The sequence below is a fragment of the Nostoc spongiaeforme FACHB-130 genome (assembly GCF_014698475.1).
GTDB lineage: Bacteria > Cyanobacteriota > Cyanobacteriia > Cyanobacteriales > Nostocaceae > Nostoc_B > Nostoc_B spongiaeforme.
Genome location: NZ_JACJTB010000002.1, coordinates 19391 through 42089 on the forward strand (window position 1 = coordinate 19391; position 22699 = coordinate 42089).

A 22699-nucleotide genomic window follows, 5' to 3' on the forward strand; every position below is an offset into this window, starting at 1 on the left:
CAACTTATACTATTTTGGATTTTAGATTGAGAAATTACACACTTAGAAATTTCCAGAAATTATGGCAGTTCTCGAATCAGTGAGGTACAAAAAAAACATTAACCGCAGATGGAGGCAGATTAATGCGGATGAATTTGTATTCTACCCAAGTAAAAATTGCTATAAAGTATTCAATACTGAAGCCAGCATTTCCGGGCAAGACAAATGTGGGCAATGTCCAGATGGTAATTCGATCGCATCAACCCCTAGACGCTGGCGTGCAGCGTAGCGTGACCATGCAGGAGAGATAATTCGGTCATTAGTACAAACAATATATTTATGTTCAACTGTAGGCAAGGCTTTTAGCGGATGTGTTTCAAATATATATGCTAAAGATTGTTGCGATCGCCCCTTCGATATTGCCCAATCTACCACATCTGGTTGACAATCATGATAGAAAAAATGCCTTAATACTGCTTCGTCTGAATAGTCCTTCCCTAAAGAATCCGGTTCATACATACTCGGTTCTGAGTGGAACTGTTCAAGTTGAGTTGGATCTTTTGGTTGATAATTGAAAGATTGCAGCGTATCAGAATCAAGCTGATGAGCAAATTGGTCAAGTGTACTAATTCCAAGATAGGGAAGTAGGGCCGCCACAAATACTAGTTGACGCACTTTTACCACTTCTGCAACCAAAGGAATTATCGTACCAGCCATTGAGTGACCTACTAGGACAATATCATCATCTGTTTTAGGCAGTACTTTAATCACTACATCTGCAAATTGAGACAAAGTTGTAGAAGCATTTTCAATTGGCAAATCCATTGCTAGAGTTGTGTGACCCTGAGATTCTAAGTAAGGCGTTAGTAGATTCCAACACCAAGTGCCTTGAAAAGCACCGTGAACTAGGCAAAAAAGACTCATATCGCAATCCTATTTGATTTCTAAACTACTGATTGATAGAAATAGTAGGTCATAGGCAGTAGATTTGTAATTCATTTAGGACTGCTATCTTAAATATTAAATTGAATAGGTCGTTAATGAATTGACTGAGAAAAGTTTAGCTTCATTTAAATCCCTACTTTTAGATATATGACTATTCACACTTTTGTTAGTTAAGCTAAAGCTAGAAACTATAACAAGTGCAAAAGATGAATAGAACATTAATCACTAGCATAATTTTTGCAATGTTAATCTTGTTGATTTTTTCTCCTTTTGCTGCCCTTGCTAGTTTAATGATTGTGTTGTTAGTGACGGCAACTTTTTGGTTTATCAAAAACCTATTTCAAGCAATTATTAGTGGCAATGTTCAGCCAACAGAAGAAGGAGATTGACAATCTATTACACGTAATTTGCTCATCTTATTCGTTCATTTCTTTGTATGTAGCCAATGCTGAAGGTGACAGGCGGCTGAGGTAACGGAATATCCAGTATTTCACAACTGTATCTAAAATCACGGGAAATGTGGCAATAAATAGAAATATTAAACTTCTATTAGGTGCTAGTCCTAAATGCTCTGCTAGCCCTTCAAGAATTACTTCCCAACCGTGTGGTGAATGGAAACCCACAAATACATCAGTAAACAAAATAATCACAAAAGCTTTAGCACTATCACTCAAACCAAATATCAATTCATCTATAAAAGACTTAATCGCTGCAATTTCTTTTTTGCCATTAGCAACTACGACAGCAAAAGCGACTAAGGAAATTAAATCAGCAAAAACATTACTGATAGCTTCTTGACTTTTCTTGCGGAATTTTTGAGCTATGTCAATGGCTTTTTCTTTGACATTAGACTCGATTTCTTCTGGAGATAAACTAGGTGTTTTCTTGAGTAAAGTTTGAAATTTCAATTGTTCTTCAAAGGTTTTTAACTCTTTAAAAGCTTCTTCCTCCATTTCAGAATTAATAAAAATAGCAGTGATTTGTTGACTTCTAACACGTTCTACGATAGGACTCACTAAAAATTCTTTAGAAAACCGCTGTGTTAATAACGGAATCACAATTAACAGTAATAAGAAGCGCACGGAAGTTCTGGTGCGATTTTGGGAAATGTGGTAATTCCGAATAAAATCTGCTTCGGCGTTGGGAGAAAAGTCTGTGGTAATTCGGTTAATGGTTCTACCGATAGAACTGGGGAGAAAACCTATACTGCGATTGTTGGTGGCAGGATTGACAACATTAGATGAATTTTGATAAATTTCACTGTCAATTTTTAGCGGCTGAGATGCCGATTGTTGATTTACTTTGCTAATTATTAAGGTTTGTTGCTGATATTTTTCAATAACTTCATCAATAAACTGGAGTTTATCTAATAAAACAGGGTTAGAAATTTCTAATAGTGAGCGGCTGGACTGGAATTCTGCTAGTCTCAGTTTAATAATAGTTAAATTTTGGGTCAGTATACTCTGCCAATAAGACATGACATTTGGTGTCTCATTTACAGATGCGGCAGAAATGATTTGATTGTTAAAATACTCTATTTCAATATTTCTGATTGTCTTAGCAGCATCATAAGCTTGGGCAAGCGATCGCTCCGGTGTATTGACAAACCATTGTTTCATTACTTCCCAATATTCATATACCTTTTGCCGCAGCAAATCACTATTCTTTGTAAACAAAAAATTCTTCATTGCCGTATTCAGTGTAAACTTAAATTTAAGATAGAGTAATCATGAGTTTAAAATCTCACAATTACCCTATCAAGCATTAATAATTAATTACTCTGAATATACACCAATCAACGGATTTGGTACAGGGAAGGGGCGATTTTCTAAAATCTTAAATTGGCCTGCATCGGCATCATAAGCAAAAACTTCACCAGTCTCAATTTCATAAATCCAAGCATGAAGAGTTAGTTGACCGCTATGCAGTCGAGAACGAATAATTGGATGGGTTTCAAGATTTTCGATTTGTGTCAGTACATTTTGTTCAATGGCAATTCTTAAAAGCTTATCACTTGGGCAGTCTTTATAGTTATCCATCACTAGACGGCGAGTTGGTTCAGCGTACTGCCTTAACCAGTCATAAACTAACGGCATTTGCTGTGCCAAACTACCTATCTGCAATAATCCTCGCATCGCTCCACAATGAGAATGACCGCAAACGACTACATCGTTGATATCTAAAGCCTGAATTGCATACTCAATTCCTGCGCCTTCAGCACCGTGATGTGAGCCATAAGGTGGAATAATATTACCAACATTACGAATAACAAATAAATCTCCTGGCTGACTCTGGGTAATTAAAAAAGGATCAATCCGAGAGTCAGAACAAGTAATAAATAATACTTCTGGTGTTTGTCCTTGTGATAAATTTTCAAATAATTCGCGGTGTGTAATAAAATAATTGTCGTGAAATTCATTTAGCCCCGCAATTATGCGTTTAATTGGCACGGTTAAAAACTCCTTTTTAATAAGCTAATGTGATTTCGAGAGACGTTGATACTATCAATACGTCTCATCAGAGCTTATCTAATGTGCAATCCACTTGGCATCAGAGACAATACACACACCTCCAAATTTTTTTAAAATCGGCTCAATTTCTGTTACTAATTCTTCTTCTTGTTCTTGTGTGCAAACGCTCATAATATAGCCATTAGTGAGTGCATGACTTTCTAAATCATTAAAAACTCTACCTCTATCTCCTTTGCCTGTGACATCTTCAATTACAGTGTAACCAGAAACTCCAATTTTCTCTAAAATATCTAGAACTTTTGGTAGTTCTAAAGAGTTGGTGACTATCTCGACTTTCTTGATGGCTTCCACTTATTTAAACTCCGATAGCTTTGATAATGTTGAAATACAAAGGAATGCCAATAATAATGTTGAAAGGAAAGGTCAGTGCTAATGCCATAGATACATACAAACTAGGATTAGCTTCTGGAACTGTCATTCGCATAGCTGCGGGAACTGCTATGTAAGAAGCACTGGCACAAAGGACTGCAAATAGTAAAGCATTACCCGCAGACATACCAATTAATTTGGCAATAATTATGCCGACAATAGCATTAGCTACAGGCATTAATATCGAAAAAGCAATTAAAAAAGAACCAGTTTTACGCATATCTTTAATTCTTCTGGCAGCGACCATTCCCATATCTAGTAAAAAGAAGGCTAAGACTCCGTAAAAAATTTCTTGGGTGAATGGATGTAGTTTTTCCCAACCTTTTTCACCTGTGAGTGTGCCAATAATCACGCTACCAATCAAGAGAAAAACTGAGCCATTTAAGAAAGCTTCCCGTAAAACTTCACTCCAAGAAAATTCGGCTTTTTGGTTTTCTTTCGGTGGTGCAAACAATCTCACTAGCAAAATCCCCACAATAATTGCTGGTGATTCCATTAATGCTAAAGCGGCTACCATGTGTCCGCCAGAGGAAATATTCAAAATTTTGAGAAATGATTGAGCAGTAATAAATGTCACTGCACTAATCGAACCATAAGTTGCTGCGATCGCGGCTGCATTGTACGCATCTAATTTGACTTTTAAAATGAAAAATGAGTACATCGGTACAGCCGAAGCCATCAAAATTGCTGAAAAAAGTGTGAGGGCAATTTCAGGATTGATACCACTTTCGGTAATTTCATATCCGCCTTTAAAACCAATAGCTAGTAACAAATAAAGGGAAAACAATTTAGGTAAAGGTTGTGGAATTTCCAGATCAGATTGCAAAAAAATTGCCAGCATTCCTAAAAAGAAAAATAACACTGGCGGGTTTAAAATATTGGACAGAATTAAACTGGAATTCATGTCTAGCACCCCTGATATTGATTCTGAAGAATAAACAAAAAACTAGCCGATTGATTCATGGATATAATCTCTGTAACGAAAAATCAACTATTCTCGGTTAATATATTTTAATATTGTGGACAATGTGTGTTTTTTGTATGTCATTACTATGAATTAGCTTAAGAATATACTTTCTGATTGGTACGGAAATTAAAACTTTAGTAGTTAATTAAAGTCAATTCCTATCCACAACAAGACTTTGCTCATACTCAGGGAAACTTGGTTTAAGTTAAATTTATTTTCTGGCGGGAACTATCACCGTGATTTTACGGTCAATGATGTTTTACACTTTCAGTAAGATACCTGATATTTTTGAGGAAGTTAGGTGTTAACCATGAAATTGAGGTTGTTTGGCCAAGGCTTGATGGGAATCGGAGTCTCTTCTGTAGCGGCGCTGAGTATGGTTGCAACTATTGACCAGCCTAGTTATGCAGGCGGGACGATTTTTAAGTGTGAAAAGCGTCAAGGTGTACCTGTGACAGTTGCTCAAACTCAAGATGGTAGGAAAGTTCCGATGATTCAATGGTCATCTCAAGATTACTTTCCTAGAGAATGGAACTCAGAACGTCGTTGTTATGAAGTGTCGCGCAGATTTCAAAGAAGTTATGACAATGGCAGACTCAAGTACATTAAAACAGGCACTTTGCGCGGACAACCTGTAGTGTGTGCGGCGGTAAATCAAAGTGCGCCTTGTACTGATAGTTCTTTGTTGTTTACTCTCAAACGTGGTAGTAATGCGAAAGCAACTTTGAGAAGACTGATGAATCGTCGGGGGTTAGTCGCGGGGAATGTTCTGAATGAAAGTGGGGGAGACTCATTGAACATTGATTTTGATACATATTTAAATAACGCGACAAATGACCAAAATAGCGATATTAATCAAGATATTAATGAATAATGCGATCGCTATTTTTTATCTGTTGTAAACCCAAATGAATGGTTCTCCGTTGACACTGGTTGTCTGTCTTGGCAGTATTTCCCTGATTTTGTCAGCATCAGCACCAGTTGTCAGTATTCCTGCACCAAATTACATTGCTCGGTCGATTACTGTCAAAGTTCTATCTCAAGATTTTTTGGGTTCCGGTATTTTGTTGCGGCGTAGTGGTGCAACATATACAGTACTGACCAATGCTCATGTATTACAAGCTGGTGATCCTCCCTATCGTGTACAAGCGCCAGATGGTAGGATTTATAGAGCTAATTTACCTCAACGCTTAAACTTCGGAAAAAATGATTTGGCTGTGTTGCAATTCAAAAGTGCAGGCAGTATCTATGCAATAGCATCTCCTGGTGCATTTCCCGCATCAGGAGATGAAGTCTTTGCTGCGGGTTATCCGGCTGTGGAAGAACGAGATAAGAAACAAAATTTGGCCTTTACCGCAGGTAAGGTGAGTTTAGTTCTAGCCAAACCTTTAGAGGGCGGTTATCAACTGGGCTACACCAACAACATAAAAAACGGTATGAGTGGCGGCCCTTTATTAAATCGTCGGGGTCAAGTGGTGGGAATTAATGGGATGCAAGCTTATCCATTGTGGGATCAACCATCAGTATTTGCTGATGGTTCTAAAGTTGATGAAAGATTGCATCAAATGATTATTCGCCTCAGTTGGGCTGTACCGATGACAAAGGTGAGACAGATAATGCCAAATACTGCACCAAATCAACCGTAAATAAGGTAAAAGGTAAAAGGTAAAAATTAAAATAATAGATGCTATGGTTTTCTTACTTTTTCCTTTTCCTTTTAATTCCTAGTCTTGAGAATGTTGGGTTCCGTTCCTCTACTTAACCTACTAGCTGCGGAAGAATATCGTTTACTTTATGTGGCGATGATACGCGCCAAGCGTTTGTTATGGATGTCTGCGGCTCAAAAAGCACCATTCACCTGGATTAAACCAGATAATTTACAAGAACAAGCGCCTTGTCCTGTTTTTCCAGCTTTTAAAGCGCCAGTTTCCTGAATCGGTTGAAGTGTGATTGCTTTAAAATTTAATTCAAAATATTTGTATGGATAAAATAGAACTGAATAAAAAACTAAATAATGGGGAACAATGGGGTTTTAGAAAAGATACAAATGACCATGAATATTTGGGCTGGATTTTAATTAATAAGCTCCCAAAACTCTCATTCACGCCTAAAAGGGAAGATTATTTAGAGGAATACTTATATTTCATCAAACTTAGAGAAGCAGAAAAAAGAGAAAAAACACCATATCATGTAATTATTAAAGAGTTACGGCGGGATGTTCACGAAAGTGGAAAATATGAAACAGGAGATGATATTAGACAAAAAGATAACTATTACTTTTCTTGTATAGATGATGTAGAAAAGTTTATGCACGAATTAGGATACAGCTTTGACAATATTAAACACCGAGGTGAAATAGATGCACCTTAATATTTTAGCTACAAATGTATGTAGGTTGGTTGAAAGAACCGAAACTAAAATTATCCAGATTTTGTTGGGTTTCGCTATCGCCATATCTGCTTTTTACTTTGGAACTTACGCAAAACACCTCTCAAACTCTTATTTCTCTGTGAACTATGCGCCTCTGTGGTTTGATTTTATGTAGCCTGTGCGTAAGTCTTGTACTTTTTCCTTTTAATTCCTCGGTTTTGGTGATTCAGGAATAATTTCCGTCACTACTCGATTACCTGTTTTACCACCACTCACAACAATGTTGTCTGTTTCCAAATTACCAACGGCTGTATCTCCATTAAATGTTAAAGCTGGGCTGGCTTGGCGGTAAACTACATTTCCCTGTGCTTCTAATAACTTTTTATCTAAATACCAAGTTAAATTCTGAGACTTTAAAGATTGGCGACGCTGACCAACGGCGTTGACATTCCCTACTACATAAACTGTTTTTTGGGGAATTTTCATCTCAGCTTGATTACCAGTCACCGTCATTTTTTCAGCCCGGTGAAATACGCGCACTGGAGAATTTGTCTTGATATTTTCTGTATTCATATCCCAGACCATCGAGTTACCAATGATTTGTACTGGTGGTTCTAATAAATCTGCCTGGGCATTTTTGTTGATGGTAGCGATTTTAGTTTTTAAGTTAAATTCGGCAGAATTACCGCGACCACGGTCGGTAATTTGATTATTTTTATAACGTTCAAATTGTAAAGGGCGATCGCCAATTAATTTTTCTTGTTTAACTTGCCAAACTAAATGTTCTGTCCGCATTTTAATTTGGGGATCAGTAGAATTAGCAACAACTTTACCGATAAATTCGGCTATTTGTTCACGGGTTTTGACGCGTGCTTCTTGGGCTATTGCTTGTAACTGTTTATGCCTACCATTGATTTGATTCCGCACAATCAGTAAACCTTCTTTGGGTAGCCATTCCATTTCGTTACCTTGTAAAACCACACCATTAGTAGGGTCTGTGGCTACAATTTTCCCTTTGAGAAATAGTCGTTTACCATCTTGTTCAATATCTGCTAAGTCGGCTTTAATTTGATAAACTATTTTGCCATCTTGATATAATTCTCCATAAGGATTTTCGGCTTGAGCTATTTCTTTTTCTTTGGTGTATCTTGCCTTTTTGGCTTTGACTGTCCAAAGCGGTCGCCCGACTTCATCGGCTTGTTCTAGGGTGACATCAAAAAAAGTTAATTTACTCTCAGAATCTTCTGGCGAGGAACTTTGATTATTTTGATTGGAGTTGGTCGCAGGTTTACCACAAGCCCCTAAACTGATCATTAACAGTAAAGTCAAGAGTAGGTAAGACCATTGGGTTTTAACTGAGTAGAATTTCAAAAAACTCAAGTTATGAAAGTGGGGGGATTTATTTGTTATTCCCCCCAAAAATCTAAAATTTATTTTTGCTATGTGTCTACCTTGCTGCTTCATGTATCCTGAATTTCTAGATGTCCGTCATGGTCTGTTGGGTCATCCAAAAAACCCATTCCCGATAAGGGGCGATAGGGGTAACTTTGGCGTGGTGTTTTTTGGATATCTTCTTTGATAGCTTCTAAATCAATGTAGCGATCGCTCACATTAATTAAACTATCACTGGTCATGGAGCGTAAACTCACAACCTCTACCCTTACACCACGATAGCTTACAGAATTAACAGCATAGGCTAAATCGCCATCACCACTCACCAACACCGCAGTATCATAGGAATCGACCAACGCCATCATATCAACGGCGATTTCGACATCTAAGTTGGCTTTCTTGGAACCATCTGGGAGTTGTACTAAGTCTTTAGCAATGACACGATAACCATTCCGACGCATCCACAACAAAAAACCTTGCTGCTTTTCGTTGGTTCTATCGACACCAGTGTAGAAAAAAGCCCGCAACAGCCGAGATCCACCTGTTAAACGACACAACAACTTGGTGTAATCAATTTCAATTCCTAATTGCAAAGCAGCATAAAATAGATTTGAACCGTCAATAAATATAGCGACTCGGCCTCGATTCTCTAAAACTTGTTCTGGCGTAAATATCGAGTCGTTTTCTAAATTATTCAACATGTTGTCATACCTCATTTTTATCTTGATATTTTTGATACAAATTTCCAACTTTTACTTTTAGTTAGAGAGTTTTATGATAATTTTCCGGGGCTAATGATTAAGTTCAGCCCCGATAAATTTTTTGAGAGATTTGAGAGATTAGAAAATGTTCTGAAAGAAATTAAAAAAACTAATCGTTTTTCGGAGGTTCTATGCGTTTAAAAATTGGTTGAGGATTCCCCAACTGTTGTTTATTAGATAGTAACCCCCATTGGGAATGAATGGAAAATGGGGCAGCAGTTGTTGTTTGATTTTGTTCGTTAAAGTTGATTCCAAAACCCAGTTGCTGATAAATTTCGCTACTGATATTGGGAATAACTGGTGAAAGAAGATATGCTGACAGTCTAACTGATTCCAAAACTGCGTAAAGCACTTTTTCTACTTCCTGCTGCTGTCCTTGTTTATATAGTGACCAAGGTGCTTGTTCATCAATAAACTTATTACTGGCTTGTACCAATGACATAACAGCTTCGCAGGCTTGGTTAAAAGCTAGTGCTTGATATGCTTGTTGTACCTGTTCCCCTAGACCTAAACCAATCGTTTTCAAAGGATTTGCCGCAGAAATGGTTTCATCTGAAACTGACACTTGATTGCCAGCACAGTATTTCTTCACCATGTTCAAGGAGCGATTTAACAAATTACCTAAATCATTTGCCAAATCTGCATTTAAAACGTTGATGAATCTACTTTCATTAAAGTCGCCATCTTTGCCAAATTCGATTTCCTTAAGAAAGTAATAACGAACGGCATCACTACCATATCTCTCAACTAGAGCGATCGGATCAAGGGTATTACCCAGCGCCTTCCCCATTTTCTGCCCATCTTTGGTCAAAAATCCATGCCCAAATACTCTGTCTGGTAAAGGTAAGTCTGCCGACATGAGCATTGCTGGCCAGTAAACTGCATGAAACCGCAGAATATCTTTGCCAATTAAATGCAAGTTAATCGGCCACCATGTTGCTAAAGCGTTGGCTAAGGTTGGTTCAGCATCAGGTTCTAATAATGCTGTGACATAACCCAGCAGCGCATCAAACCAGACATATAAAGTTTGGTTAGGATCAGTCGGAACAGGAAAACCCCAGTCAAGATTAATCCGGGAAATGGAAAAATCTTGTAAACCTCGGCTGACAAAGCTTAAAACTTCATTACGACGGCTTTCGGGTTGAATAAAATCTGGGTGCGATTGATAAAACTCTTCTAATTGAGTTTGGTATTTAGATAAGCGAAAGAAATAATTTTGTTCGTCTCGCCACTCAACTTCTTTATTGGTATGAATTGGGCAACGCTTACCGTCTAATAATTCTCTTTCTTCTTTAAATTCTTCGCAGGCTACGCAATACCAGCCTTTTTGCTGCCCTTGGTAGATATCGCCTTTTTGCCAAACGCGCCCAAAAAATTCTTTAACAATCGCTGCATGTCGCGGCGCAGTTGTCCGGCTAAAGCGATCATATTGAATGTTTAATTTCTCCCATAAAGTGACAAAACTGGGAACAATCCCATCACAAAATTCTTGGGGCGCTTTGCCTAAAGACTCTGCTGAACGTTGAATTTTCTGCCCATGCTCATCTGTACCTGTAATTAACAGGACACGATGTCCCTTGAGTCTCTGATATCTAGCCACTACGTCTGCGGCGATGGTTGTATAAGCACTTCCAATATGAGGGACATCGTTTACATAGTAGAGGGGTGTTGTCAGTGCAAATGTTTGGTCTGTTTTATCCACTAGGTTCATGCAGAATAAAAAGCAAATTATTAAAACGTTTTATACTTAGTTATGAAGGCAAAACCACGCAATTATATTACATTACTATCTCTTTTTCAAAGTTCACCTTAATATTAGCAAATTTCTAGAGTTCAGAAATGTTTTGTAATAAGTACAAATTTGGCTAATTTCAGCTCTAAAAACAGAAATGAGAATTTCATAAGGTTTATCTGATGTTGTTTCTTACATAGATTGTGACCAAAAATACAATGCTCTAAACATAGAAAAATCATCAGCTTTTATAGATAAGACATTTCTATCCTAAGACGGTCGTAGCATTAGTAAAGAAATGTAAAAATTAAGTCAAGATAAACTACGATATTTTCCCAAAAATATATTTAGATATGAGTCTAAATAGCCCATTAGATATTTCTCGCTTACTTTTAGCAACTTTTTCCACACGAATGTTTCGCTATTACGAGGATCGCATTCCTCGTGATGCAAGTTTGTTAATAGTGAGCAATCATCGCAGCTTTATGGATGCCATGATTTTAATGACGGCGTTATCAAGTCCGATTCGTTTTGCTTGTCATCACTACATGGGACAAGTCCCAATTTTGCGCGAAATTGTCACCGGACAATTAGGTTGTTTTCCGTTAGAAGCAGTGGAGAATCGGCAGCAAAGCTTTTTTGCTCAATCACAGATGCTATTAAAGTCTAAGCAGATGGTAGGCGTTTTTCCTGAAGGGGCAGAACCGATGGTGCAATCGACTCCAGCATCGGCAGTGGGTGAGTTTCAGCGTGGATTTGCCCATTTAGCATTGCGGTCTGGCGTACCAGATTTAGCCATTTTACCAATTGCGATCGCCTCTTTAGAAGAAGTTAACACCACAGCTTTTCCCCTAAAACTGTTGAGTTTGTTTGATCCTTCCGAACCTTTATTTAACCAATACGGGTGGCATCCATTAGTGATATATCAACGGGTAGCTGTACTCATTGGCCGTCCTTATTGGATTACAAACGAGCATCACAGTCAATATCATGGCAAACAAGCCAAAAAAGTTATAGCTGAACTCACACAACACTGCCACAGTGAAATCGCAAATTTACTACAACAAGGATGTTATTGATAGGTAGTTGCACAAAATTAAATTCATTCGTGGAGATAGGGAACAGGGAACAGGGAACAGCAAAATAACGGGGTAATTAACTCTGTATGAGTACTTACCAAAAGCCACAGAGAAATTCATATAGGTAATTTTGGAGATGACTTTGCTGGCGTTTTGATTGTAATTTTTTGCTGATTTCAGATATATATTGCTAAATATGATCTAACAGAATCTTTGTATAAGACTAAATTATATTTACAATAATTTGATTGCAGGTTTAAGTGAGTTTTTATTAGCTGGGTTATGATTCTAACAGACTTTTACCTGTAATACTGTCGAAAACTTAAACTCACTATTTTGAACTGGTAATTTTTGTCTGTTTATGGGAATCATTTTTAAAAAAAGTCTCGAAAGATAATAATTGTATGCAGGTAAAACGATAAAAATCCTCAAGAAAATTAAAGTTGTACAATGCCAGAAGTTGAGTTAAAGCCGTGTTTTCTGACTCCGAAACGAGTCCAACCAGAGTATCCGTTGTTTGTTTATTTACCGGGAATGGATGGTACTGGTGAGTTATTGCGATCGCAAACATCGGGACTAGAAGCAGGCTTTGATGTTCGCTGTTTGGCGATCCCCAGAAAAGACTTAACGACTTGGGAAGAGTTGACTAATAACGTCTTGGACTTAATTCACGCAGAATTAGAGAAAAGTTCCCAAAGGTCAATTTATTTGTGTGGAGAATCCTTTGGCGGCTGTTTGGCAATGAAGGTAGCTACTAAAGCCCCGCATTTATTTAAACGGATTATTTTGATTAACCCAGCTTCAGCTTTTCGCCTGCGTCCGTTTTTAGATTGGGCATCCCAGCTATCATGCTTAGTGCCAGAATCCTTGTATGATATTGGGGCATTGGGTTTATTGCCGTTTCTGGCATCTTTAGAGCGTATGACCAGAAGCGATCGCCACGAGTTACTAAAAACCATGCGTTCCGTCCCATCAGTCACAGTGAATTGGCGATTGGCTTTATTGCGAGAATTTGCAGTAGATAATGACCAATTACGCCGCATGACACAACCAGTATTGTTAATTGCCGGTGCAGGCGATCGACTTTTACCTTCTGTGACAGAAGTGAGGCGGATAGCTGCTATTTTACCTAAATCTCAGGTTTTCATCCTTCCTAATAGCGGTCACGCATGTTTGCTAGAGAAAGATATCAGTCTCTATGAGATTCTGCAAAACAACAACTTCTTAGAAAATTTAAATCATCAGGTATACAAGCTACCAGTGAAGGAATTAGGGTGATCTGACAGCAGAAGGCACTCCGGCAAAGCCGGAGAAGTCAAAAGTAAAAAACCAAAAGTCAAAAGTATTCTTCATTTTTGCCTTTTTACTTTTGCCTTTTGACTTACCACTATGCGGTTGAGGCAGGGAGTAGACGAAAACTTTTTCACTCAGTACTCAAACTTGTACTTGTTGGAAGATGTCAAGTTAGTCTTGATTTCGCTACAAAAAGATTAGAGCGACTGGCATAACAATGACAAACCAACCCCAAAAACAATCCGAAGTAGAAATTACCAATCAAACATCCGCTGAGGACAAATCATCGTTAATAGACTCTTTAGCGACGACTGGTAAAACATTTTTTGATACAGCCTTGGGAGTGGGTGTAGCCGCAGCTAAACAAACACATAAGTTATTTGGACAAGCAACTCAAACTACTGGTCAAATAGTTGATCGCCTCAGTCAAAATTGGCTGATTAGAAGGCTATCCGGGTTTTTAAATCTGAATTGGCTGATTGGTGCTAGTGAAAATGTTGACCTAGAAAAAGCCGCAGCCAGCGTTAAAAAACTCAAACAACAGCATCCCCAGGAATCGCCTAGCCAGATTTCTCATCGCATCATGCTAGACACTGCCACCAAAGCTGGGGGAATTGGATTCGCTAGTAGCATTTTACCAGGGGTAGCAGCAGCATTATTAGCGGTTGATTTAGCTGCCACCTTGAAATTGCAATCGGAAATGCTGTATAAAATTGCGGCTGCTTACGACTTAGATTTAAAAGATCCAGCCAGGAAAGGCGAAGTTTTGACAATTTTTGGCTTGGGGTTGGGTGGGAATCGGTTGTTAAAAGCTGCTGGATTGGCGTTACTGCGAAATGTGCCGTTTGCGGGTGCAGCGATCGCCACCAGTTCTAATGCGGCCTTAAGCTATTCTCTAGGGTACGCAGCTTGTCGATTTTACGAAGCCAAACTAGATGAATCTGTTTCCTTAACATCACCAGAAACTTTGGCAACACTGAAAGCAGAAAGTGAAAATTACTTAGAAACTGCGATCGCTCAACAAGCCATCATGGATAAAATTCTCGTTCATGTAATTCTTGCCAGCCATCCCGAAAAAACCTGGGAGGAAATTTTACCAGAATTGCAAGCATTGAACCTCAGCCCTAATTCCCTGGATGCGATCGCCAACAATATCAAGTCACCCCAACCTTTAGATGCACTCCTCAACCAGCTCAACCGTGATTTTGCGATCCCACTATTGGCACAATGCCAAAGAATTGCTCAACTTGACAAGCAAACAACAGGAGTAGAACAAGAAATAATTAATGCGATCGTCAATAAATTTGACATTGACACCACTGAATTTTGATTCCAAAACTAGCCTCTAGCCTCCAGTCTCTAGCCTCTATTCCTGTTCAAGCTGCTCAGGATTAATACCCAGTTCTCGGAGGCGTTGCTTTAATTGCTCTACTTGCTGTTCAGCCTGCTGTCGAGCTAAAGCTTCTGCATCTATTCTTTGTTGTGCTTCACGTAGTGCTTGCGCCTGTTCTGTGGGGTTCAGTAGCTTCTCTCCTGTATCTTCTCGGTAAAAACCGATCAGTTCTCCTTCTACCTGCAAGCGCAAACCTAATGGTTCACTGCGATTGTCGGTAATCAACTCATAAGAATCTTGGCGCAACCGATAACCCCGCAACTGTCCTTGTACCCATTCGCCTCTGGGGTCAAATAACCAGTATTCTTTAACACCAAGTTGCTCGTATAAAGTCTTCTTAAATTCCTGATCGTGATTTTTCGTCCCCGCCGAAGTCATCTCAAAAATCACCGATGGAACTTCCCCTTCTTCCCACACTTTATAGTTATCTCGACCACCAGGCGCGACATTAAAAATTACCATCACATCAGGGGCAACGCGCAACTTAGGAAAACCTTGAGCGTAGTAGAGAAATTGATTGGCAAGGACTGTTGCTTGTTGTCCTACTAAATACTGACGCAGAATTTCTAGTGTCGCCAGTAATACACATAAATGAGCATAGCTTTCTGCCACTGGTTCACCATCGGAACTAGGATAGAACACTTCTGAGCGTTGATTTGGAGTCAAGGCTGAGGTCATAGTCATGCCATACAGAAGGTTGGGATGTTTTAATTATAAAAGTCAGTGGTGATTTGCCCTTTGTTATAAGTCAAAAGCCAAAACTTTAAAAGGTTTTTTTTACTTCTAACTTCTCTTCACACTTCAAATTTTTGAGCAATACTGGTACAAGAAGGAATCTTTAAACAAAATCCCAAAATGGCAACAATTAAACTTAGTAATCAGCCTCTGCTGGAGTGGGCGGGCGATAGTTTGGCAATTGGATTATTTGAAGATGCGGTAGAGTTAACAGGTGAACTGGCGACTTTGAATGACAAGTTTGCTGGCATCTTAAAAGAAGTCATTGCCGAAGAAGAATTTACAGCCAAAGCTAACAGCACTGTCTTTACTCGTGTCGCTGGCGGTGGTTCAGTTAAAAAAGTAATTTTGGTTGGCTTAGGAAAACCAGACGCACTGAAAATAGATAGCCTGCGGCGGGCGGCGGCGGCGGCGGCGAAGGTAGCCAAAAAGCAAAAAAGCAAAACCCTCGGATTTAGCTTTCCCTTGTGGAATAACGACCCAGCAGCCACAGCCCAAGCGATCGCAGAAGGTGTAGAGTTAGCTTTATATCAAGATGTGCGCTTTAAATCAGAACCAGATGATAAAGGCGCAAAAGTTGAAACTGTCGAGTTACTGGGCTTTGAAGGTCAAGAGGATGCGCTCAAGCGTGCCAATCAAATTGTTTCAGGTGTCATTTTAGCCAGAGAGTTGGTAGCCGCCCCAGCCAACACAGTTACACCCATTACAATGGCAGAAACAGCCCAAGAAATTGCTAAAGACTACGGCTTGCAATTACAAATCCTGGAAAAAGAAGATTGTGAAAAACTGGGTATGGGTGCCTTTTTAGGAGTCGCCCAAGCCTCTGATTTACCACCCAAATTCATTCACCTCACCTACAAACCAGAAGGTACACCCACCAAGAAACTAGCGATTATCGGTAAAGGTTTAACCTTCGATTCTGGAGGATTGAATATTAAAGGTGCAGGTAGCGGAATTGAAACCATGAAAATTGATATGGGTGGTGCAGCTGCTACCTTGGGTGCGGCAAAAGCAATAGCCCAACTCAAGCCTGATGCTGAAGTTCACTTTATCTCCGCCGTTACCGAAAATATGATTAGCGGTCGCGCTATGCACCCAGGCGACATCCTCAAAGCTTCTAACGGCAAAACAATCGAAGTGAATAACACCGATGCTGAAGGGCGTTTAACCTTGGCTGATGCTTTGGTGTATACAGATAAATTGGGCTTAGATGCGATCGTTGATTTAGCCACCCTTACAGGTGCAAACGTCATTGCTTTGGGTGAAGATATCGCCGGGTTATACACCCCCCATGATGCCTTAGCTTCGCAGTTAGAAACAGCTGCTGGCACATCCGGCGAAAAAATTTGGCGGATGCCAATGGAAGAAAAATATTTTGAAGGCTTGAAATCGGGGATTGCCGATATGAAAAACACCGGGCCGCGTCCTGGTGGTTCAATTACCGCCGCCCTATTCCTCAAGCAATTCGTCAAAGATACCCCTTGGGCGCACTTAGACATTGCAGGGCCAGTCTGGGCAGACAAAGAAAACGGCTACAACGGCCCCGGCGCAACTGGCTACGGTGTGCGGATGTTGGTGAATTGGGTACTTGAGCAATAATAAAGTCAAAAATCAAAAATAAAAAGGCAAAAGGCTCTTTCTTTTAACTTTTGCCTTTTTACTTTTAACTTCTCGCGTGTTATCTTGGGCTTGCCGCCAAAATTATGTTGCAATAATGACAAATAATGCGGAGTACTGAGCAGTTTTTACTGGACTCAGCACTCAGCACTCAGCACTTAGCACTTAACATAGTAATTTGGCATTGAAAAAGTTACGGTTTTTTAACAAAGCCAATCTGGTAAAATTTGTAAGGTTTCTATAAGCTCTGAGCAATGGGATCGACTAGCGCACGGATAGCAATTGACGCAATGGGGGGGGATCACGCACCCAAAGAAATCGTTGCTGGTGCATTACGCGCCAGTGAAGAATTGGGTGTGAAAGTATTGCTAGTTGGTGATCCCCAACAAATTAAAGCTGTCATGCCGCCAAAAACTACTTTGGAGCGGGTGGAGATAGTTCCTGCTGAAGAAGCGATCGCTATGGATGAGGAGCCTTTAAATGCGGTTAGACGCAAACGTAAGGCTTCGATTAATGTAGCGATGGATTTGGTCAAAAATCAACAGGCAGACGCTGTATTTTCTGCTGGACACTCTGGGGCAGCTATGGCATCAGCATTGCTGCGTTTAGGAAGATTGCCAGGAATTGATCGCCCAGCCATTGGTACAGTTTTCCCCACGATTATGGCTGGCAAGCCAGTATTGATACTGGATGTCGGTGCAAATGTAGACTGCCGCCCTAAGTTTTTAGAGCAGTTTGCTGTGATGGGTTCAATTTACAGCCAATATGTTTTGGGTATGGATACACCAAAGGTAGGCTTACTCAATATTGGTGAAGAAGATACCAAGGGCAATGAGCAAGCACTCCGCGCCCATCAACTACTGCGGGAAAATTCTAGTATCAATTTTATTGGTAATGCCGAAGGACGTGATGTACTTTCGGGACAATTTGATGTAATTGTCTGTGATGGGTTTGTGGGTAATGTGTTACTCAAATTTGCCGAATCTCTGGGAGGAGTAATTCTGCAAATCTTACGTGAAGAACTGCCCCAAGGCTTGCACGGTCAAATTGGGACTGCTCTTTTAAAACCAAATCTCAAGCGAATTAAGCAACGGATGGATCATGCGGAGCATGGAGGTGCTTTACTGTTAGGTGTGGCTGGAGTTTGTTTTATCGGCCACGGTAGTTCACAAGCACCTTCAATTTTTAGTGCAATACGTATGGCAAAAGAAGCAGTTGATAACCAAGTGCTGCAAAGACTTCAATCCCAATACGAAATCCTACAGCGTGATAGCGGTTAGTAATGGGTCATTTGTCATGCGTCATTTGTCCTTGATTGGTTGAAAGGCAAAAGGACAAACGATCAAAACGCTGAGAGCTTGGGAGAGCAGGAGTGCAAAAGTTAGGCATAGCATTTACAGGAAGTGGCTCGGCAGTTCCCGAAACTTCCCTCGACAACCAGGCACTAACAGCACTGGTTGAAACATCAGATGAATGGATAACCACAAGAACGGGTATTCGTCAACGACGAGTATCACTTTCGTCAGGTTCATTGACGGAATTGGCGGCAGCAGCAGGGGAAAGAGCGATCGCCGCCGCCGGCATTCAAGCTACGGACTTAGATTTGATTTTGCTGGCCACATCCACCCCAGATGATTTGTTCGGCACAGCTTGTAAAGTCCAAGCCCAGTTAGGCGCAACCAAAGCAGTCGCCTTTGACTTAACCGCCGCTTGTTCTGGCTTTGTATTTGGGCTGGTAACGGCTGCTCAATACATTAGAACAGGGGTATATCAGAATGTACTGTTGATTGGGGCAGACATCCTCTCCCGTTGGGTAGATTGGCAAGACCGTAAAACTTGTGTGTTATTTGGTGATGGTGCGGGTGCAGTAGTATTACAAGCAGCCGAAAGCGATCGCTTGTTAGGATTTGCCCTCAAAAGCGACGGCAGCCTCAATCATCAGCTAAACCTTGGCTATGCCGCAACTCCCCAAGAACTCCTCCCAGGCATCAACGTTTCTCAAGGCACTTATCAACCCATCAGTATGAATGGCAAAGAAGTATACCGCTTTGCTGTCCAAAAAGTGCCGGAAATTATTGATAAAGCTTTATTTGAAGCCAACTTGACCGTTGATCAAATAGATTGGTTAGTCTTGCATCAAGCTAATCAACGCATTCTAGATGCTGTTGCCCAACGTCTAGAAATTCCCGAACAAAAAGTTATTAGTAACCTCGCCAATTACGGCAATACTTCCGCCGCTTCTATCCCCCTCGCCTTAGATGAAGCAGTGCAACAAGGCAAAATTAAACCCAATGACATCATTGCTGCATCCGGCTTTGGCGCAGGTCTGACCTGGGGTGCAGCCATCTTCCAATGGGGAAGATAAGCATTAATTAAGTAAAAAGTAAAAAGTAAAAACGTAAAAATTTTTACTTTTGCTTTTTTCCTTTTGACTTCTTATTGACTATTGACCAATGACTAAAACAGTATGGGTGTTTCCCGGACAAGGTTCCCAAGCACTGGGAATGGGAACAGACTTATTAGATATACCAGGTGCTAAAGCAAAATTTACTCAAGCTGAAGAAATTCTAGGCTGGTCTGTTAGCGATATCTGCCAAAACCAAGAAGAAAGGCTAGGACAGACTCTTTATACTCAGCCCTGTCTTTACGTAGTGGAAAGTATTCTCGCTGACTTGTTGCGAGAGCGGGGACATCAACCAGATTTGGTTGCTGGCCATAGTTTAGGTGAATACATTGCCCTTTACGTTGCAGGGGTTTTTGAGTGGTCAGCAGGTTTGCGTTTAGTCAAACGTCGTGCTGAACTGATGGATAGTGCTGCTGGCGGAATGATGGCGGCTTTAATGAACTTTGACCGCGAACAATTAGCTACAGTCATCGCCGCCACACCAGATGTAGTTTTGGCAAATGATAACAGTCCAGGACAAGTGGTCATCTCTGGAACTCCTGACGCGGTACAAGCGGTAATGTCGCAAGTTAAAGCCAAACGTGCGACACCATTAAAAGTTTCTGGGGCGTTTCACTCACATTTAATGTCGGCGGCGGCGGTTGAGTTCCAAGAAATTCTGGAAACGGTAGAATTTCAGCCTGCAACTGTGCCTGTAATGTCAAATGTTGAACCTGTACCCGCCACTGACGCAGAAATTTTAAAACAGCGTCTTACTCAGCAAATGACAGGTTCAGTACGTTGGCGCGAAATTTCGCTGCAATTACCAGCTAACAACATTGAACAAGTCATAGAAATTGGCCCTGGTAATGTTTTAACTGGGTTAATTAAACGCACCGTTACTGATTTAATCTTAAAGAACGTCCGTAATGCTGCTGAACTACCAGAATAGGGAGTAGGGAGTAGGGAGTAGGGAATGGGGGAAGAAACAGTAGGGTATACAACAAATTGGAGCAGATTGAAGAATTTTACAACAACATTTCCCCTTTTCTCCCTACCCCCTGCCCCGTTCCCTCTTCCCACTTCCCACTCCCCACTCCCCACTCACCACTCCCTAATGTCCTATGTCTCGCAGTCGTGAACCGTTAATCAGTCTGGCGCTTTACCACGCTTTCAAATGGTCAGTTGTCAGCCCCATGCTTCATGCTTACTTTCGTGGGAAGATTTATGGGGTTGAAAATGTGCCGCAATCAGATCCTTTGGTAGTTGTGAGTAATCATGCTAGTTATTTTGACCCGCCAATTGTTTCCAATTGTGTGCGCCGTCCGGTAGCATATATGGCGAAACAAGAGTTATTTGAAATTCCGGTTTTGGCACAAGCTATTAAGTTGTATGGTGCTTATCCTGTGAGTCGAGGCAGTGCCGATCGCAATGCCATTCGGGCTGCTTTAGAATGTTTAGAAAATGGTTGGGCTGTGGGAGTGTTTTTACAAGGGACTCGCACACCTGATGGCAAAATTACTGACCCGAAAAAAGGCGCAGCACTCTTAGCCGCAAAGGCACAAGCACCAATTTTACCTGTGAGTTTGTGGGGAAGTGAAGGAATTTTAGAAAAAGGCTCATCCATACCGCGTGCTGTTCCCCTGACGATTAGAATTGGTGAGGTAATTGCACCGCCAAGTTCTACTAACAAAGATGAATTAGACCGTGTAACCCAAAAGTGTGCAAAGGTCATCAACGAAATGCACGATTTAGGGCGTTGATGAGAAATATGCTTTTCGGTAGTAGCGATCGCCACTGTATTTTTATATGTTGCTAATGTCTACTAGCGATCGCTAAATTAACTAATTTTTAAAATATTATATGACCGGCTTTGATGCCAAGAACTTTTGGAATCGCTTGAATAATTCGGCGTTAGTCCGCTTTTTGTTGTTAGTGGCTTCTGGCTGGGCTTTCGTACAACTTTTAGCATACTTTGAAGCCGTAATTGTTATTTTTACATTTGCGGCAATTTTAGCTTTTTTACTCAGCTATCCTGTAAATTGGTTGCGGCGGTTTTTACCTCATAGCGTAGCTGTAATTTTTGTCTTCTTAATCAGCATTGTGATTTTAGGCGGATTATTAATCACCGTTGGGATAGCAGTATTATCCCAAGGACAGCAATTAATTGATAGTATTTCGGGATTTTTAACTTCTCTTGCGCCTTTTTTAGAAAGAATCGAAGAATTTCTCCGTAACCGCAATCTGCAAATAGACTTGAGTGTAATTGAAGAACAATTGCGGAATCAGGCTATATCAGGTTTAGTCACGAGCTTAACTTTTTTACAACAGTTGTTGACTAATTTCGTCACCTTTATTTTGATTGCTGTTGTGGCATTTTTTATGTTACTAGATGGCGAAAAATTATGGAATTTCATCTTAAAGATAGTTCCTAAACAACGCCGTATCAGATTTACGAATATCATTAGACGGAGCTTTTTAGGCTTTTTTCGTGGTCAGTTATTATTGAGTTTATTTTTAACTACCACTACTTTTATTGTCTTTGTAATCTTGCAAGTTCCTTTTGCTTTATTATTATCTGTAATCGTAGGCTTTTTAGATATCATTCCAGGTATAGGAGCAACTTTAGGTGTTAGTACAATTACTTTAATTGTATTATCTCAAAATGTTTGGCTGGCATTAAAAGTATTGATTGCCTGTATTATTCTTCAGCAAATTCAAGACAATTTAATTGCACCTCGGATTATGCAAGGTGCGCTAAATCTCAATCCAGTTGTTGTATTTTTTGCCTTATTAGTAGGTGCCAGAGTTGCAGGCTTATTAGGAGTTTTTATTTCTATTCCCATTACGGGAGTAATTGTATCCTTATTTGAAATTGATGAGATGAAAGCTGAGGTTTAGTCAAGAGTCATTTGTCCTTTGATGTTTAACAGCTTACCCTTTACCCTCTTCCAAACCCTTAATTTTTCGTTTTTTTTTGCGTAAGTCCTGGTGATATCCGAACCTCTACAGGGTGAATGTCCGTAATAGCTATCGAGGGAAATTTTCAATTAATTTAAATTACAGGTAGTTTATACCACAATACGGTTCAGTTAAGAGAATAGTAGGTTGGGTGTAGCGATAGCGTAACCCAACAAAGTATGCGTGAATGTT

Annotated in this window: 22 protein-coding genes and 1 pseudogene; 14 read left to right on the forward strand and 9 right to left on the reverse strand. The window is 40.1% G+C overall.

Annotation, left to right across the window (positions count from 1 at the left end):
* Positions 1 to 159: 159 nt before the first annotated feature.
* A complete protein-coding gene (locus H6G74_RS02325; RefSeq protein ID WP_190966134.1) occupies positions 160 to 903 on the reverse strand; it encodes an alpha/beta fold hydrolase in 744 nt (247 codons plus the stop codon).
* A gap of 227 nt (positions 904 to 1130) precedes the next feature.
* Between H6G74_RS02325 and H6G74_RS02330 the strand changes: the two genes are divergently transcribed.
* Positions 1131 to 1313, forward strand: coding sequence for a hypothetical protein (locus H6G74_RS02330; RefSeq protein WP_190966135.1), 183 nt, complete (start codon positions 1131 to 1133; stop codon positions 1311 to 1313).
* A gap of 27 nt (positions 1314 to 1340) precedes the next feature.
* Here the strand turns inward: H6G74_RS02330 and H6G74_RS02335 are convergent, their stop codons facing one another.
* The 4 genes from H6G74_RS02335 to H6G74_RS02350 all read right to left on the reverse strand — a co-directional run bounded on the left by H6G74_RS02335 (position 1341) and on the right by H6G74_RS02350 (position 4728).
* Positions 1341 to 2612 carry a proton extrusion protein PcxA gene (locus H6G74_RS02335; protein ID WP_190966136.1) on the reverse strand — a complete coding sequence of 424 codons (1272 nt, stop codon included), beginning with the start codon at positions 2610 to 2612 and terminating at the stop codon, positions 1341 to 1343.
* Positions 2613 to 2699: 87 nt separating this feature from the next.
* Positions 2700 to 3374 carry a carbonic anhydrase gene (locus H6G74_RS02340; RefSeq protein WP_190966137.1) on the reverse strand — a complete coding sequence of 225 codons (675 nt, stop codon included), beginning with the start codon at positions 3372 to 3374 and terminating at the stop codon, positions 2700 to 2702.
* A 78-nt stretch (positions 3375 to 3452) separates the two neighbouring features.
* The gene (locus H6G74_RS02345) at positions 3453 to 3746 is read right to left on the reverse strand and encodes a P-II family nitrogen regulator (protein WP_190966138.1); all 294 of its coding nucleotides are present in this window, start codon (positions 3744 to 3746) and stop codon (positions 3453 to 3455) included.
* 4 nt (positions 3747 to 3750) lie between these two features.
* Positions 3751 to 4728 (reverse strand): sodium-dependent bicarbonate transport family permease, encoded by a 978-nt coding sequence (locus tag H6G74_RS02350; protein WP_190966139.1) that lies wholly within the window; start codon positions 4726 to 4728, stop codon positions 3751 to 3753.
* Between the two features lie 373 nt (positions 4729 to 5101).
* On the opposite strand from H6G74_RS02350, the gene H6G74_RS02355 reads away from it, so the two are divergent.
* The 4 genes and pseudogenes from H6G74_RS02355 (at position 5102) to H6G74_RS02370 (ending at position 7161) form a co-directional block, all read left to right on the forward strand.
* Entirely contained in the window at positions 5102 to 5665 is a 564-nt protein-coding gene (locus tag H6G74_RS02355) for a COP23 domain-containing protein (protein WP_190591330.1), read from the forward strand.
* Between the two features lie 34 nt (positions 5666 to 5699).
* Entirely contained in the window at positions 5700 to 6437 is a 738-nt protein-coding gene (locus H6G74_RS02360; protein WP_190966140.1) for a S1 family peptidase, read from the forward strand.
* Between the two features lie 114 nt (positions 6438 to 6551).
* Positions 6552 to 6741: pseudogene (locus H6G74_RS02365) on the forward strand (hypothetical protein); the annotation flags it as partial.
* 30 nt (positions 6742 to 6771) lie between these two features.
* Positions 6772 to 7161 carry a hypothetical protein gene (locus H6G74_RS02370; RefSeq protein ID WP_190966141.1) on the forward strand — a complete coding sequence of 130 codons (390 nt, stop codon included), beginning with the start codon at positions 6772 to 6774 and terminating at the stop codon, positions 7159 to 7161.
* Between the two features lie 204 nt (positions 7162 to 7365).
* Here H6G74_RS02370 and lptC read toward each other — a convergent pair whose 3' ends face one another.
* The 3 genes from lptC to metG all read right to left on the reverse strand — a co-directional run bounded on the left by lptC (position 7366) and on the right by metG (position 11025).
* Entirely contained in the window at positions 7366 to 8625 is a 1260-nt protein-coding gene (gene lptC, locus H6G74_RS02375; RefSeq protein WP_190966142.1) for an LPS export ABC transporter periplasmic protein LptC, read from the reverse strand.
* A complete protein-coding gene (locus H6G74_RS02380) occupies positions 8622 to 9254 on the reverse strand; it encodes a LabA-like NYN domain-containing protein (protein WP_015112605.1) in 633 nt (210 codons plus the stop codon). The genes lptC and H6G74_RS02380 overlap by 4 nt, the downstream gene beginning before the upstream one ends.
* A gap of 169 nt (positions 9255 to 9423) precedes the next feature.
* Positions 9424 to 11025, reverse strand: a complete 1602-nt coding sequence (gene metG / locus H6G74_RS02385) for a methionine--tRNA ligase (RefSeq protein WP_190966143.1) — start codon at positions 11023 to 11025, stop codon at positions 9424 to 9426.
* Positions 11026 to 11399: 374 nt separating this feature from the next.
* Here metG and H6G74_RS02390 point away from each other — a divergent pair, with 374 nt between their 5' ends.
* The 3 genes from H6G74_RS02390 (at position 11400) to H6G74_RS02400 (ending at position 14748) form a co-directional block, all read left to right on the forward strand.
* On the forward strand, positions 11400 to 12125 hold the full coding sequence (locus H6G74_RS02390; protein WP_190966144.1) for a lysophospholipid acyltransferase family protein: 726 nt from the start codon (positions 11400 to 11402) through the stop codon (positions 12123 to 12125).
* 450 nt (positions 12126 to 12575) lie between these two features.
* Positions 12576 to 13403: an alpha/beta fold hydrolase gene (locus tag H6G74_RS02395; RefSeq protein ID WP_190966145.1), complete on the forward strand. Its 828-nt coding sequence runs from the start codon at positions 12576 to 12578 to the stop codon at positions 13401 to 13403.
* 232 nt (positions 13404 to 13635) lie between these two features.
* Complete coding sequence (locus tag H6G74_RS02400; RefSeq protein WP_190966146.1) at positions 13636 to 14748, forward strand: hypothetical protein; 1113 nt, start codon at positions 13636 to 13638, stop codon at positions 14746 to 14748.
* Positions 14749 to 14784: 36 nt separating this feature from the next.
* Here H6G74_RS02400 and H6G74_RS02405 read toward each other — a convergent pair whose 3' ends face one another.
* A complete protein-coding gene (locus H6G74_RS02405) occupies positions 14785 to 15489 on the reverse strand; it encodes a Uma2 family endonuclease (protein ID WP_190966147.1) in 705 nt (234 codons plus the stop codon).
* A 177-nt stretch (positions 15490 to 15666) separates the two neighbouring features.
* Here H6G74_RS02405 and H6G74_RS02410 point away from each other — a divergent pair, with 177 nt between their 5' ends.
* The 6 genes from H6G74_RS02410 (at position 15667) to H6G74_RS02435 (ending at position 22447) form a co-directional block, all read left to right on the forward strand.
* Positions 15667 to 17145, forward strand: coding sequence for a leucyl aminopeptidase (locus tag H6G74_RS02410; RefSeq protein ID WP_190966148.1), 1479 nt, complete (start codon positions 15667 to 15669; stop codon positions 17143 to 17145).
* 272 nt (positions 17146 to 17417) lie between these two features.
* Entirely contained in the window at positions 17418 to 18443 is a 1026-nt protein-coding gene (gene plsX / locus H6G74_RS02415) for a phosphate acyltransferase PlsX (protein WP_190966149.1), read from the forward strand.
* A gap of 92 nt (positions 18444 to 18535) precedes the next feature.
* Complete coding sequence (locus H6G74_RS02420; protein WP_190872983.1) at positions 18536 to 19528, forward strand: beta-ketoacyl-ACP synthase 3; 993 nt, start codon at positions 18536 to 18538, stop codon at positions 19526 to 19528.
* A gap of 88 nt (positions 19529 to 19616) precedes the next feature.
* Positions 19617 to 20498 carry an ACP S-malonyltransferase gene (gene fabD, locus H6G74_RS02425; RefSeq protein ID WP_190966150.1) on the forward strand — a complete coding sequence of 294 codons (882 nt, stop codon included), beginning with the start codon at positions 19617 to 19619 and terminating at the stop codon, positions 20496 to 20498.
* Positions 20499 to 20670: 172 nt separating this feature from the next.
* Positions 20671 to 21309 (forward strand): lysophospholipid acyltransferase family protein, encoded by a 639-nt coding sequence (locus H6G74_RS02430; protein WP_190966151.1) that lies wholly within the window; start codon positions 20671 to 20673, stop codon positions 21307 to 21309.
* Positions 21310 to 21409: 100 nt separating this feature from the next.
* Complete coding sequence (locus tag H6G74_RS02435) at positions 21410 to 22447, forward strand: AI-2E family transporter (protein WP_190966152.1); 1038 nt, start codon at positions 21410 to 21412, stop codon at positions 22445 to 22447.
* The last annotated feature ends 252 nt before the right edge of the window (positions 22448 to 22699 follow it).

What these genes read in the sequence shown, in the direction of transcription:
- H6G74_RS02435 (WP_190966152.1), top strand. Translation starts at nt 21,410, where the DNA reads ATGACCGGCTTTGATGCCAAGAACTTTTGGAATCGCTTGAATAATTCG.
- H6G74_RS02325 (WP_190966134.1), bottom strand. Translation starts at nt 903, where the DNA reads ATGAGTCTTTTTTGCCTAGTTCACGGTGCTTTTCAAGGCACTTGGTGT.
- plsX (WP_190966149.1), top strand. Translation starts at nt 17,418, where the DNA reads ATGGGATCGACTAGCGCACGGATAGCAATTGACGCAATGGGGGGGGAT.
- H6G74_RS02390 (WP_190966144.1), top strand. Translation starts at nt 11,400, where the DNA reads ATGAGTCTAAATAGCCCATTAGATATTTCTCGCTTACTTTTAGCAACT.
- H6G74_RS02335 (WP_190966136.1), bottom strand. Translation starts at nt 2,612, where the DNA reads ATGAAGAATTTTTTGTTTACAAAGAATAGTGATTTGCTGCGGCAAAAG.
- H6G74_RS02400 (WP_190966146.1), top strand. Translation starts at nt 13,636, where the DNA reads ATGACAAACCAACCCCAAAAACAATCCGAAGTAGAAATTACCAATCAA.
- H6G74_RS02350 (WP_190966139.1), bottom strand. Translation starts at nt 4,728, where the DNA reads ATGAATTCCAGTTTAATTCTGTCCAATATTTTAAACCCGCCAGTGTTA.
- H6G74_RS02410 (WP_190966148.1), top strand. Translation starts at nt 15,667, where the DNA reads ATGGCAACAATTAAACTTAGTAATCAGCCTCTGCTGGAGTGGGCGGGC.
- H6G74_RS02370 (WP_190966141.1), top strand. Translation starts at nt 6,772, where the DNA reads ATGGATAAAATAGAACTGAATAAAAAACTAAATAATGGGGAACAATGG.
- lptC (WP_190966142.1), bottom strand. Translation starts at nt 8,625, where the DNA reads ATGAAGCAGCAAGGTAGACACATAGCAAAAATAAATTTTAGATTTTTG.
- H6G74_RS02395 (WP_190966145.1), top strand. Translation starts at nt 12,576, where the DNA reads ATGCCAGAAGTTGAGTTAAAGCCGTGTTTTCTGACTCCGAAACGAGTC.
- fabD (WP_190966150.1), top strand. Translation starts at nt 19,617, where the DNA reads ATGACTAAAACAGTATGGGTGTTTCCCGGACAAGGTTCCCAAGCACTG.
- H6G74_RS02430 (WP_190966151.1), top strand. Translation starts at nt 20,671, where the DNA reads ATGTCTCGCAGTCGTGAACCGTTAATCAGTCTGGCGCTTTACCACGCT.
- metG (WP_190966143.1), bottom strand. Translation starts at nt 11,025, where the DNA reads ATGAACCTAGTGGATAAAACAGACCAAACATTTGCACTGACAACACCC.
- H6G74_RS02360 (WP_190966140.1), top strand. Translation starts at nt 5,700, where the DNA reads ATGAATGGTTCTCCGTTGACACTGGTTGTCTGTCTTGGCAGTATTTCC.
- H6G74_RS02330 (WP_190966135.1), top strand. Translation starts at nt 1,131, where the DNA reads ATGAATAGAACATTAATCACTAGCATAATTTTTGCAATGTTAATCTTG.
- H6G74_RS02355 (WP_190591330.1), top strand. Translation starts at nt 5,102, where the DNA reads ATGAAATTGAGGTTGTTTGGCCAAGGCTTGATGGGAATCGGAGTCTCT.
- H6G74_RS02405 (WP_190966147.1), bottom strand. Translation starts at nt 15,489, where the DNA reads ATGACCTCAGCCTTGACTCCAAATCAACGCTCAGAAGTGTTCTATCCT.
- H6G74_RS02380 (WP_015112605.1), bottom strand. Translation starts at nt 9,254, where the DNA reads ATGTTGAATAATTTAGAAAACGACTCGATATTTACGCCAGAACAAGTT.